At 55.0% G+C, this 12,726-nt stretch carries 10 protein-coding genes and 1 other RNA gene; 4 read left to right on the top strand and 7 right to left on the bottom strand.

Translation table 11 applies throughout. The annotated features are described in order from the left end of the window. Window positions 1–88: 88 nt before the first annotated feature. The 5 genes from thiE to tkt form a co-directional block, all read right to left on the bottom strand. Window positions 89–730, bottom strand: a complete 642-nt coding sequence (gene thiE, locus ACXAF0_RS13215) for a thiamine phosphate synthase (RefSeq protein WP_475346342.1) — start codon at window positions 728–730, stop codon at window positions 89–91. 63 nt (window positions 731–793) lie between these two features. Next, complete coding sequence (locus ACXAF0_RS13210) at window positions 794–1,234, bottom strand: hypothetical protein (RefSeq protein ID WP_475346341.1); 441 nt, start codon at window positions 1,232–1,234, stop codon at window positions 794–796. Between the two features lie 9 nt (window positions 1,235–1,243). Continuing rightward, window positions 1,244–1,966, bottom strand: a complete 723-nt coding sequence (locus tag ACXAF0_RS13205; RefSeq protein WP_475346340.1) for a polyamine aminopropyltransferase — start codon at window positions 1,964–1,966, stop codon at window positions 1,244–1,246. 120 nt (window positions 1,967–2,086) lie between these two features. Next, window positions 2,087–3,094, bottom strand: coding sequence for a type I glyceraldehyde-3-phosphate dehydrogenase (gene gap / locus ACXAF0_RS13200; RefSeq protein WP_475346339.1), 1,008 nt, complete (start codon window positions 3,092–3,094; stop codon window positions 2,087–2,089). A 113-nt stretch (window positions 3,095–3,207) separates the two neighbouring features. Next, a complete protein-coding gene (tkt, locus tag ACXAF0_RS13195; RefSeq protein ID WP_475346338.1) occupies window positions 3,208–5,190 on the bottom strand; it encodes a transketolase in 1,983 nt (660 codons plus the stop codon). A gap of 407 nt (window positions 5,191–5,597) precedes the next feature. On the opposite strand from tkt, the gene ACXAF0_RS13190 reads away from it, so the two are divergent. From ACXAF0_RS13190 to ACXAF0_RS13175, 4 genes are all read left to right on the top strand, one after another. Beyond that, complete coding sequence (locus ACXAF0_RS13190) at window positions 5,598–5,864, top strand: hypothetical protein (RefSeq protein ID WP_475346337.1); 267 nt, start codon at window positions 5,598–5,600, stop codon at window positions 5,862–5,864. Between the two features lie 2 nt (window positions 5,865–5,866). Beyond that, on the top strand, window positions 5,867–6,211 hold the full coding sequence (locus ACXAF0_RS13185; RefSeq protein ID WP_475346336.1) for a cell division protein ZapA: 345 nt from the start codon (window positions 5,867–5,869) through the stop codon (window positions 6,209–6,211). Between the two features lie 146 nt (window positions 6,212–6,357). Next, window positions 6,358–6,518: non-coding RNA, 6S RNA (gene ssrS, locus ACXAF0_RS13180), on the top strand. A 103-nt stretch (window positions 6,519–6,621) separates the two neighbouring features. Beyond that, window positions 6,622–7,437, top strand: a complete 816-nt coding sequence (locus ACXAF0_RS13175) for a TIGR00282 family metallophosphoesterase (RefSeq protein WP_475346335.1) — start codon at window positions 6,622–6,624, stop codon at window positions 7,435–7,437. 98 nt (window positions 7,438–7,535) lie between these two features. Here ACXAF0_RS13175 and ACXAF0_RS13170 read toward each other — a convergent pair whose 3' ends face one another. Continuing rightward, the gene (locus ACXAF0_RS13170; RefSeq protein WP_475346334.1) at window positions 7,536–9,689 is read right to left on the bottom strand and encodes a methyl-accepting chemotaxis protein; all 2,154 of its coding nucleotides are present in this window, start codon (window positions 9,687–9,689) and stop codon (window positions 7,536–7,538) included. 469 nt (window positions 9,690–10,158) lie between these two features. Then, window positions 10,159–12,399 (bottom strand): methyl-accepting chemotaxis protein, encoded by a 2,241-nt coding sequence (locus ACXAF0_RS13165; protein ID WP_475346333.1) that lies wholly within the window; start codon window positions 12,397–12,399, stop codon window positions 10,159–10,161. Between the last annotated feature and the right edge of the window lie 327 nt (window positions 12,400–12,726).

The raw sequence follows: 12,726 nt of genomic DNA, 5'->3' as shown, positions 1-12,726 counted from the left end.
GGGTTTACGCGCATAACACCCCGTCATTCGCGCATGGCTTGGGCAAGCAGTTACGTCGCAAGCAATTTCCGGCCGCCCGGCAACCAGATCAGATATCAGTGGCTGCAATCGCTGCCTTGATCGCCTTTGCCCCGGCTTCGGGCCCGTCCGGATGGTTCCAGACACCCCCGGTAACCGCGATGAAATCAGCCCCTGCCAGAACAAGCGGGGCCACGTTTTCAGCGGTAATACCGCCAATCGCCACACAGGGTACAGTGGTAAAGGTGGTCCAGATCTCAAGAATTTCCGGCGTGACGCTGGTTTTGGCTTCCTTGGTTTGGGTCGGATAGAACGCACCGAATGCGACGTAATCCGCACCCTTTTCCCCAAGGATCATCGCCTTGTGCCGGCTGTCATAGCAGGACACACCAACAATATGTTCCTCGCCCATGATGGCGCGTGCTTCGTCATAGCTGGCATCGTCTTCGCCAACATGCACACCGTCGCAGCCTGATTTCTTGGCAATGTCAGGACGATCATTAAGGATCAGCGGAATGTCGCGATCGACACACATCGGCAGGATGGTATCAATTGCCGTGCGGATTTCATCGTCGCTGACATCCTTCAGGCGCAATTGCAGGCAATCAACTGCACCGGTATCAAGCACGGATTTCAGCTTCTCGCCAAAGGGTGCAAGATCGATTTTCGGCGGGGTCAGAAGATAAAGACCGGCAAGTTCGTCTGAATTCACGATGATAATTCCTGATGATTTCCTGCGTGTTATGTAACCTTTGACGTAAGGTTTGGCAATTGCCTAGCGTGTGGACGTTTCAAGGTATCTGCGCAACCGTTTGTCGAGTTCCGCGTCTGGCAGTATGTCATCACCCATCTGATAGACTGCCTCAGTCGGCGGCAAGGCGGTCATGACCAAACACTTGGCCTGACGTGCCATGTCCCGAAGGTTCTTAAGCTGGTCATCGGGCAGGGGATCGACAATCACCCCGTCAAGCCCAAGCTCAATCGCGGCCAACGCGCCAGACACCCGACCGCGACAATCAAGGATCGCCTTAAATTCCGATGCCGGAAACTCTTCACGAACCAGCGTGACCAGATCGGCAAACCACTGTGCCCCATGCGATTGCGCCGCGTGATCGGGGGAGAGTAACCCAAAGCTTTGATCCCCCATCACCCGGCAAACAGACCGGGCGCCGGTCATGCCATGAATGCGGATAATCGGATCGGGCAGGGCGGTCATAACGGTTGCTTAGGCCTTGGTGCGCGCGACATAGACCGTGTTGATGTCTTCACGGTCAATCAGCGGATGCTTGAAGGTAATGACCTCTGATCGGATCGTCTCAAACGTGGATTTCAGGTTTTCTTCAAACCATGGTTCGGGCAGCTCCGTCGACCACAGGGCGAAAATCCCGCCCGGCACCAGATGGGTGGCAAGCTTCGCCAGGCCATCCTTGGTGTAAAGGCGCTTGTGGTCCTCATGCAGGAGATTGCCCGGCGAATGATCAACATCAAGCAGGATCGCGTCATGCAGTTTTTCCGGTGCATCCGGGTTCATGCCCGGCGTATCGGAAAGCGAGGCTGCAAAGAAATCCCCATGCACCAGCGCACAGCGCGGATCGTTTGAAAGCTGCGCACCCAATGGCAGCAATTCCTGCTGATGCCATTCGATGACCTCGGGCAGGGTATCAAGCACGGTCAGCTCGCCGGTCTTGGGATTATCAAGGGCGGCCTTGGCGGTATAGCCAAGCCCAAGCCCGCCAACGACCACATCAAGGTTATCGCGATCCAGTTCGGCCAGGCCAAGGTCAGCCAGCGCGATCTCGGCATCGGTAAACAGGCTCGACATCAGATATTCTTCATCAAGCTTGATCTCATAGACATCGATATCAAGGCTGAGCTCACGTCTGCGACGCAGGCTTAAAACCCCCATCGGCGTCGGGCGATAATCAAGTTCCTTGAAAAGAAGGCTCACGGGCCGGGCTCCTGTTTGTCTTGATCGGCGTGTCGCCGCAACAGTGACGGAAAGAGGCGCAAAAGAAAAGTGCCCGAAGCAGAACTTCGGGCACCTTGGGAGTCTGGACCTAAGCGATGCTTAGAGGAACTTCGCCATGGCAACAGCGGTGTCGCTCATACGGTTGGAGAAGCCCCACTCGTTGTCATACCAGGACAGGATACGAACGAAGTTGCCATCCATGACCTGGGTCTGGGTCGCATCAAAGGTCGAGCTGTTCGGGTTGTGGTTGAAGTCAACCGATACCAGCGGTGATTCGCAAACGCCAAGAACGCCTTTCAGCGGACCGTTTGCGGCTTCCTTGATCGCTGCGTTGATTTCATCAACGGTGGTGTCACGGCCCGCAACGAAGGTCAGGTCGACCATGGAAACGTTCGGGGTCGGGACGCGGATCGCGGTACCGTCAAGCTTGCCTTTGAGTTCCGGAAGAACAAGGCCAACAGCCTTTGCTGCACCGGTCGAGGTCGGGATCATCGAAAGCGATGCCGAACGTGCACGACGCAGGTCTTTATGCAGGCTGTCCACGGTGTTCTGGTCGCCGGTGAAGGCGTGAACAGTGGTCATGAAGCCCTTGGTGATGCCAACGGTTTTGTTCAGAACATCTGCAACCGGTGCAAGGCAGTTGGTGGTGCAGGATGCGTTCGAGACGATGACGTCATCCGCCGTCAGGCTGTCGGAGTTAACGCCGTAAACAACGGTCTTGATATCGCCCTTTGCCGGGGCAGAAATCAGAACGCGCTTGGCACCTGCGGTCAGGTGTTTGCCTGCACCCGCTTCGTCAAGGAAGATACCGGTGCACTCGAATGCGATGTCGACTTTAAGGTCGGCCCACGGCAGGTTCGCCGGGTCACGTTCGGAGCAAACCTTGATCGCCTTGCCGTCAATGACGAGATCGTCGCCTTCGGCTTTGACGTCATTGGCCAGGACACCATGAACGGAATCATATTTCAGAAGATGTGCGTTGGTGTTGACGTCACCCAGGTCGTTGATGGCAACAACTTCAACGTCGGTGCGACCGCTTTCAACGATAGAACGCAGAACCAGACGGCCGATACGGCCAAAACCATTAATCGCTACGCGAATAGCCATTCATCCCTCCAAAATTATAATGATTGGTACCTGGGGAGTATCAATCACGGCTTAGGGTCAAGAACCCATAGAAAAAAGGCCGGATCGGCATGTTACCGATCCGGCCTTGTAAATTAAACCAGTTCCTTGGCCGCTTTGACCAGCGCGTCGGCAGTGATGCCGAAATGCTCGTAAAGGACCGGGGCCGGTGCCGAGGCACCAAATCCGTGCATGCCGACAACCTTGCCGTTGTCGCCAACATATTTTTCCCAGCCAAAGACCGAGAGCGCTTCGATGGCAACGCGCGGTGCGCTGCCCAGAACGTCCTTGCGGTATTCCGGCGACTGGGCGTCAAACAGCTCCCAGCTCGGCAGCGAAACAACAGCAGCATTGATGCCGTCTGCTTTCAGCTTGGCCTGCGCGTCAACCGCGATCTCGACTTCCGAACCGGTCGCGATCAGGGTGACCTGACGCTCACCATCGCAATCGGAAATCACGTAACCGCCACGTGCGACAAGGTTGTCTTCACGATAGTCAGTACGCAGAACTGGCAGACCCTGACGGGTCAGGGCCAGAACAGTCGGGCCGCTTTCGTTGGTGATCGACATGGCCCATGCTTCGGCGGTTTCAACCGCATCGGCCGGGCGGATCACGGTCACGTTTGGCATGGCGCGAAGCGATGCAACATGTTCGACCGGCTGGTGGGTCGGGCCGTCTTCGCCAAGACCGATGGAATCGTGGGTCATGACGTAAACAACGCGCTGGTTCATCAGCGCCGAAAGACGGATTGCCGGGCGGCAATAGTCGGTGAAGACCAGGAAGGTACCACCATAGGGCAGAACGCCACCATGCAGCGCCAGACCGTTCATGGCCGCAGCCATGCCGTGTTCACGGATACCGTAATAGATATACGCACCTTCATAGCCGCCATCAGCGGTGATCGGTGCCTGAACACTGGTCTTGGTGTTGTTCGAACCGGTCAGGTCGGCAGAGCCGCCGATCATTTCCGGGATCGCCTTGGTCAGCACTTCGAGAACATTCTCGGATGCCTTACGGGTGGCGACCTTCGGCTTGTCTTCGGTGATCTGCTTTTTGTAGTCGTTGAACGCTTCGATCCAGTTTTCCGGAAGCTTGCCTTCAATACGACGTTCGAACTCGTCCTTAAGGGCTGCTTCGAGACCATCGAAACGTGCACCCCAGGCATTGAAGTCCTCAGTACCACGGGCACCAGTAGCAAGCCATGCGTCACGGATGTCGGCCGGGATATCGAACGGCTCGTAACCCCAATCCAGTTTCTCGCGCATGCCGGCAAGTTCTTCGGCGCCAAGAGCTGCACCGTGGGTTGCCGAGGTACCCGCTTTGGTCGGTGCACCGAACCCGATCTGGGTTTTGCACGCAATCATCGACGGGGTGTTGGTGGTTTTGGCTTTGGCAATGGCGGCTTCGATCGCGGCCGGATCGTGGCCGTCAATCTGCTGAACGTCCCAGCCAGCGGCTTCAAAGCGCTTCTTGTGATCTTCCGAGGTCGAAAGCGAGGTCGGGCCATCAATCGAAATGCCGTTGTCATCGAACAGAACGATGAGTTTCGATAGTTTCATGTGACCGGCCATCGAAATGGCTTCCTGGGAAATGCCTTCCATCAGGCAACCGTCACCGGCAATCACATAGGTGAAGTGATCAACAACGCTGTCGCCGAAACGGGCATTCATGATGCGCTCGCCGAGGGCGAAACCGACCGAAGTCGCAATACCCTGACCCAGCGGGCCAGTGGTGGTTTCGATGCCTTCGCCGTGACCGTATTCCGGGTGGCCCGCGGTGCGGTAGCCCATCTGACGGAAATTCTTGATCTGATCAAGATCGAAGTCTTCGTACCCGGTCAGGTGCAGAAGCGAATAAAGAAGCATCGAACCGTGACCTGCGGACAGGATGAAACGGTCGCGGTCCGGCCAGTTCGGGTGCTTCGGATCGAATTTCAAGAATTTGGTATAAAGAACAGTCGCAACGTCTGCCATGCCCATCGGCATGCCCGGGTGACCGGATTTGGCTTTCTCAACAGCGTCTGCCGAGAGGAAGCGGATGGCATTGGCCATGCGGTTGTGTTCTGCTTGCGTCGTCATGTGATGCGGTTCCTGGGGGTTTCGCGGTCGGGCGATGAAAACACTTTTCCATTTATTAACGGAATTCGCGCGGAAGATGCCCTTACGGGGGGCATACGTCAACCGCTTCTATCGAAAAACTGCCAAGTTATCCGGATTCAGATTAACCATACCGGCAATTGCCGTGTCCAGTTGTGGGTTTTGCCGATCTGTTGGCGCTATCGTCTCCGGGTTTTGGCGGGGTTCTTCGTTTTATTACCGGCTCGCTTTTAATTGTGATCGGGCAAAACGGTTGTTGATCGGAATCTGTGATGTTAAATCAGCCATGATCATGACATCTTCGACGGGTCTGATCGCCATCAGATGAGTCGCAGCAGACACTTCATGTCTGCGATATTTGGGTAAACAGCAAACATTCGGGTAGGATCATGTCGCGGTTGCAACAGGCAAGTGATCGGCTGAAAGCAGCATTGGAACGTCTGGAAACGGTTGCGGAGTCGGCAATCGAGGCCAAAAGCCAGGATGCCAACGCAGACACCGCAGAGGTCGAAGCCCTGCGCGGGCAGCTTTCGGCCCTTCGCGAAGATTACTACCGGCTGAGCCGCACGACTGAGACGGTTTCAAACCGCCTTGACGGGGCTGTTGATCAACTCAAACTCGTCCTTGATGAAGAACCCGCAAAGAAACAGGCATAACCATGGCACAGGTTTCCATTCGCATTAACGGTCGCAGCTACGACATCGCATGTGACGACAGTCAGGAAGATCGCATTCACGCGCTTGCCGGATATGTTGACGAACGGGTCAAGGAAATCTCGGACGCGGTTGGTCAGATCGGTGAACAGCGCCTTTTGGTCATGACCAGTCTTCTGATTGCCGATGAACTGGACATGGCGCACGAAAAACTCGATAAACCTGCCAGCCCGGCTTCCGAGCCTGAACCCGGCAGCCTCACAGCTGCCGAAGGTGACGCGCTGGCCGACAATATCGAAAGCATGGCCGAGCGGGTCGAAGCGCTTGCGGATCGCCTGAACAAGGACTGACAAGACGGTCATTCACCTGTTGCATGGCTGCTTTCACCTTGTAGTGAATTCACGCAATCTACTTGAAATTCAGATGGTCGAAGACTAAGTTCCGGTCGCTGACAGTTTGCGATGCGCCGTTCGCGGCGATCAAGAACACAGCATCAAGGGAGCTACCCTGTTCGTCAGGTTCGCTAATTCCCGGGGCCGATGCTCATTTCTCTAGGGAGCTGTCCCTTGCCAGGCCGTGGTCTGGTTATACGGCGCCCACCTGCACCTGCAGGTCACGAGGAATTACCAAATGGCCAACGGCAGCGGTGGCTCCCGATTATATTCCCTTTTCCATTTCGCGATGCCGGTCATGCGTCCCGGGGCAGGGTGCATAAAACGAAACATGTCTGCCTGCTGGCTGACGAAATACAGGAAACACAATGCGTTTACTTCATCTTGGCGACGTTCTGGGGCAAACCGGACGTAAGGCAGCGCTCGAAGCGCTCCCCATGTTACGCGACCGGTTGTCGGTTGATATCGCAGTGGTGAATGTCGAAAACGCAGCCCACGGCTTTGGCGTGACGGCAAAGATCTGCAAGGAATTCTACGCTGCCGGTGCCGATGTCCTGAGCACCGGCAATCATGTCTGGGATCAGCGCGAAATCATCGCCTATATCGACGAAGATGAAAAACTGCTGCGTCCATGGAACTTCCCCGATGGTACGCCGGGCAACGGCGATTACGTTTTCAAGACCAAGTCGGGCAAGAAGGTCTGCGTCATCAACATGATGGGCCGCCTGTTCATGGATCCGCTGTCCTGCCCGTTCCAGGGCGCGGACAAGCTGTTTTCCAAGCACAAGCTCGGCAAGAATGTCGATGCCGTGATCGTTGATTTCCATGCCGAAACCACGTCCGAAAAAATGGCATTTGGCCATCATTGTGATGGGCGCGCATCGCTTGTGCTGGGAACCCACACCCATGTACCGACCGCAGATGCCCAGATCCTGCCAAATGGTACGGCCTATCAGACCGATGTTGGCATGTGTGGTGACTTTGATTCCGTGATTGGCATGAAAAAGGAAAACTCGGTCCGCAAATTCATCACCAAGATGCCATCCGGCCGGTTTGAACCCGCAGATGGCCCGGCAACGGTGTGCGGTGTTTTTGTCGAAACCGATGACAAGACCGGTCTTGCCAAACGGATCGAGCCGGTGCGTATCGGTGGACGCCTTAAAGGCAGCTGGCCCAGCGCCTAGATGTGGAACCTCAATAGGTTGTCCCGGTTTACCACCCAGCCCATAGACAAAGGCCCGCCAGATGGCGGGCCTTTGTCATTTCAGATGTAGCGTTCTGATCAGGCGGCGCGATCGCGGGCCTGCTGGCGCAGATCATCAAGAATGCTGGAAATGCGGGTGCGCATTTCGCTGACTTTCTCCGATGCCGACCGCGAGGTGGACAGAACTTCACCAGACAACTGGCCGGTACGGCCGGTTTCATTGGCAACCTCGGCAATCGATGCGGATACGGCGCGTGTTCGGTCCGCCGCACCACGCACGTTGCGCGTGATCTCGTCGGTGGCAGCACCTTGTTCCTCAACCGCAGCCGAGATGGTCGTGGCAATCTCATTGAGGCTATCAATGATCGAGCCGATCTCGCCAATCGCACTGACGGATTCACCGGTGGCTTTCTGAATGCCGGTGATCTGTCCCGAGATTTCCTCGGTCGCTTTTTCGGTCTGGTTGGCAAGGTTTTTGACCTCGGCGGCCACAACCGCAAAGCCCTTGCCGGCATCACCAGCACGCGCGGCCTCGATGGTCGCGTTAAGGGCCAGAAGGTTGGTCTGCTCGGCAATGTCGGTGATGAGTGCGATCACTTCGCCAATACGGCCAGCCGACTGCGACAGGCTATGGACCAGTTCGTTGGTGTGTTGAGCCCGTTGGGCAGCTTCGTTCGAAATGCGGGTGGTTTCCGCCATTTGACGGTTAATTTCCGCGTTTGAGCTTGAAAGCTGTTCGGTTGCTGATGCAACGGTTTCAACATTGCCGGTTGCTTCTTCAGCCGAGTTTGAAACATCTTCGCTCTGATTGGAGACCAGTTCCGCACTTTGGCTCATCTGACCTGAAACGCCTTGAAGCTGCTCGCCAAGGGCGGCAATTTCATTGACGGCGGTTTCCACTTCGTCCTGCAGCGTGTCTGCAAGGTTCAGAAGTTCATCGCGCAAAGCTTCGTTACGTTCACGGTTAAGGCGCTCTTCCTCGGCCTGCATATCACGGACCTTGATAGCATTTTCCTTAAAGACCTCAACCGCACGACCCATTGCGGTGATTTCGTCATTGCCCTGGGAAGGAACAGCAACATCAAGATCACCATCGGCCAATGATACCATGGTTTTTTGCAAACCAGCCAAACGACGCAGCAGGCTGCCACGCACATAAAGAACAAAGATCAGAAGCGGCAGAAAAATGGCTGCAACTCCAACGGCGTACATCGCATATGTACTTTGGGCGTTCAGTACTTTTGCCGTCGCCGCTGAACGGTCAACACCGTTTTGCAGCGATCCGACCAGGGCATTCACACCGCTTTCCATGGCGGTCGCATATTCAGCACTTTGTAAAACGATATCGGACTGTTCCTTGGCAAGTTGCAATTCCGCAATGCGCAAGGAAGGAATGCTGTCAGAGCCAACCGCCAGCGGTTTGATATCTTTCAGCAAGTCCGCATAGAAACTTTTAATCCGCGCATTCTCAAGGCTGCCGATCAGAGTTTCGATCGTGTCGATTGTTCCGCGGATTTGCACGCCAAGTATTTTCAGACGTGTCTGGTCGCTGTTTGATGCAGCCCCCAGAACGATGTTTGCCAGATCACTACCAAGTTTCGACAGCTCAATCACAGGCTCACGCGAGGCGATCGCATCATCAAGCTTAATCGCAAGATCGGTACCAAGTGTTTTCTGGTCATCTGTTAGAAAATCGGCATTTTTGCGGATATCATCAAGCTGCGCACCAATGCCGTTGATCTGACTTTGCGACATTCCCAGCAACGGTTTGAGCATGGAATTGTATTTGTTATTCAGCGCCTGAAACGCGTTGATGCTCTCTGCCAACTTGCCAGCCATATCAAAACGGCGCAGGGTTGCGTCGTGCAATGTGTCGAGGTTGTCGGCAAGATTCTGTCCGTCTTCCTCGATAATCGACAAGGATGCTCGGGGCAGTCCGGAATTTGCCAGTTGATCAAGTTTTTCGCGCAGGTTGTCTAGTAGCATATCGAGTTCAATTTTGACGACTTGTTCCTCGTTGGGCGAAGATGCCGCAACGATGCGCGGGGCAGATGCGACAACTTTTACACTGTCTGTTGCCAGTTGCTGGGCAATGAACATTGGGGGCAACTGGGTGTTGGTGATTTCATCAAGCTGAACACCAAACTTATTGAATGAGAAGACCGATACAGAGGCAGCAAGAATGGCAATCAGGCCGACGAGGAAGAATGCACCGGCAAGCTTTCCGCGCACTCCAAGTCCTGCTTTTCCGATTTTGCGTGATGGCGACGGTCGGGGGCTGCGTTTAAAGTTAAATCCCATAATTTCTGGTGTCCCATAGACAAATTAGTCCAGTGCCGACACAGATCTGTGCCGACGCTCGTATCGCGGTTTTCTCGGATATTGCTTCCCCGGATGGGCCTCTTTAAGGAAGGACGGTCTGCCAGATCGTGGGGCGGCAGGACCGCAGATAAAGCGGCTGTTATATAATTGTTGCGACGGATATAGCATGGCTGATGCAAACAGGGCAGGCGTTTTCGCCCTAAACAGATGTATAGATTGTGGTATTGCAGGGCTTTGCCGGGTATTTTGAAGCGACTATGATCGGCCAATTCACGCCTCATATCATGGCAAGGGTAAAAACGCGTCAATCCGGTCCGTCATACGAAAAGGGCCCGCCAAATGGCAGGCCCTTCTCATCAGGAACTTTTCAGTTCGGTCTTCAAATCGCCGCGCGGTCATGTGCCTGTTTGCGCAGATCATCCAGAATACCGTTGATCCGCGAACGCAGGTTTTCAACCTTTTCGGAGGCATCCTGTGCGGTGGCCAGAACCTGGCCGGACAATTCGCCGGTTTTGCTGGTTTCATTTGCCACTTCGTTGATCGAAGCCGAAACCGAACGGGTCCGGTCCGCGGCCCCGCGCACGTTGCGCGTGATCTCGTCAGTGGCAGCCCCCTGTTCCTCGACCGCAGCCGAGATGGTGGTGGCAATTTCATTGATGTTTTCAATGATGCGACCGATATCACCGATGGCATTGACCGATTCACCGGTGGCTTTCTGAATGCCGGAAATCTGGCCGGAAATTTCCTCGGTTGCCTTTTCGGTCTGGTTGGCAAGGTTTTTGACCTCGGCTGCCACAACCGCAAAGCCTTTGCCGGCATCCCCCGCACGGGCGGCCTCGATGGTTGCATTAAGGGCCAGAAGGTTGGTCTGCTCGGCAATGTCGGTGATCAGTGCGATGACTTCACCGATACGGTCGGCAGACTGCGACAGGCTATGAACCAGTTCGTTGGTTTCCTGTGCACGGCTGGATGCCTCGTTGGAAATGCGGGTTGATTCCGCCATCTGACGATTGATTTCCGAATTTGACGCCGACAGCTGTTCGGTCGCAGCTGCAACCGTTTCAACATTGCCGGTTGCTTCGTCAGCAGATTTCGACACTTCGTCACTCTGCCCGGAAACCAGTTCGGCACTGTCGGTCATCTGACCGGAAACGCCTTGCAGCTGTTCAGCAAGGGTCGCGATCTCGTTCACCGCACTTTCGACCTCACCCTGAAGGGTATCGGCAAGTGACAGCAACTCATCACGCAGCGCTTCGTTGCGTTCGCGGTTCAGACGCTCTTCCTCGGCCTGCATGTCGCGGACCTTGATGGCGTTTGCCTTGAACACATCAACCGCCCGGCCCATGGCAGAAATCTCGTCACTGCCAGCGGACGGAACCGATGCGTCAAGGTCACCGTCTGCCAGCGAGATCATCGATTTCTGCAGACCAGCCAGACGACGCAACAGGTTGGCCCGCACATAGATCAGATAGATCAAAAGCGGGATCACAATCGCCGCTGCACCAACCGCATACATCACGACTGAGCTCTGCTGGGTCAGAGTGCTTGCAGCGTCAGCCGATTTGTCCACGCCCGACTGAAGGTCGCCAACGAGCGCGTTCACGCCGTCTTCCATGGCAGCGGCAAATTCGGCGCTGTCTTCAACGATATCGATCTGTTCGTCAGCAAGTTTCAGTTCCTTGCTGCGCAATGACGAGATGCTTTTGCGTCCCATCGACAGTTTCTTGATATCGCCAAGAAGGCCTTCGTAGAACTTCTTGAGTTTCTCGTTCTCAAGCTCGGCAATCGTGTTGGCAACAACACCAACCGCACCACGCACCTGAACCCCCATGACGCGAAGCTGCATGCGGTCATTCGACGAGGCCGCCGAAAGAACCGTGTTACTGATTTCCGCGCCATTGTTGGCCAGTCGCGTGATCGGCGCCTGGGCCGCCATCAGTTCATCAAGTTTGAATAGCAAACCCTTGATCGAGTTTTCCTGTTCCTGGGTCATAAACGCACCTGACTGACGCAGGTCATGCACTTGGCTGGTCACAGCGGTGATATTGGTCTGGGATGCCGACAGGATTGGCTGGATCATCGAATTGAATTTACTGGTCAACTGCTGGAACTTTGAAATCGAGTCCGACAGCTCGCCCGCGACTTCAAAACGTTCGATCGTGGTGTCATGAAGTTCCTGCAGGGCTTCGGCAAGGCTATGACCATTGTCTTCAATCACGGCAAGTGTTTGTTCCGGAAGGCCGGAATCGGCAAGCACCGCAAGATTGCTTTCCAAATTCGTCAGCATCACGTCCAGATCGGCCTTGACCGCTTGTTCTTCTTCAACGGTCGATGCGGCGACGATCCGCGGTGCAGAAGCGACAATTTTTGCGCTGGTGGTGGCGAGCTGCTGAGCCGCAAACATCGGCGGAAGTTGCTCATAGGCGATCTTGTCAAGCTGGTTGCCGAATTTCGTAAAAGAGAAGACCGATACGGCCGCAGCCAGGATTGCAATCAGACCGACAAGAAAGAAGGCGCCTGCCAACTTTTCACGCACGCCCAGTCCAGCTTTGTTCGTCTTTTTTGTTTTCTTCTTTTTTGGCGAAGACGGCTTGGCGCCGCGCTTGATACTTAAAGCCATATTTAACTTACCCCATAGACCAAAGAGACAAGCGCCAACACAGCCTCGTGCCGACGCATGTATGTACGTCGTTTGAACGTTTGTTCCCTTCCAAGCCACATTTTGGGGATACCGCTTCCTGCCCCGCACAGGATTACGGGAAAACTGGGGCCTGATTTATTATCATTAGCGTCAGCTATAACATAGTAACCACGCCGCGATCATTGGTTTTCGGGGGAGCCTGTGCGCCTGTATAGATTTGGGTATTGAGTCGTGGTCATTGTTTCGCTGCTTGGACAATGCTTCAGGCCGAAAAAGGGGCATTTTCAATGCCGCTCGCCAACAAAA

The sequence above is a fragment of the Thalassospira sp. ABD4_177 genome (assembly GCF_056160125.1).
The sequence above is the reverse complement of the archived record's forward strand: the minus strand, read 5'-3'. Positions and strand labels throughout refer to the sequence as shown.

Bases quoted from the DNA above. Each gene is read 5' to 3' on its own strand.
- ACXAF0_RS13210 (WP_475346341.1), bottom strand. From the start codon at position 1,234: ATGACCGCCCTGCCCGATCCGATTATCCGCATTCATGGCATGACCGGC.
- ACXAF0_RS13165 (WP_475346333.1), bottom strand. From the start codon at position 12,399: ATGGCTTTAAGTATCAAGCGCGGCGCCAAGCCGTCTTCGCCAAAAAAG.
- gap (WP_475346339.1), bottom strand. From the start codon at position 3,094: ATGGCTATTCGCGTAGCGATTAATGGTTTTGGCCGTATCGGCCGTCTG.
- ACXAF0_RS13190 (WP_475346337.1), top strand. From the start codon at position 5,598: ATGTCGCGGTTGCAACAGGCAAGTGATCGGCTGAAAGCAGCATTGGAA.
- tkt (WP_475346338.1), bottom strand. From the start codon at position 5,190: ATGACGACGCAAGCAGAACACAACCGCATGGCCAATGCCATCCGCTTC.
- ACXAF0_RS13175 (WP_475346335.1), top strand. From the start codon at position 6,622: ATGCGTTTACTTCATCTTGGCGACGTTCTGGGGCAAACCGGACGTAAG.
- ACXAF0_RS13185 (WP_475346336.1), top strand. From the start codon at position 5,867: ATGGCACAGGTTTCCATTCGCATTAACGGTCGCAGCTACGACATCGCA.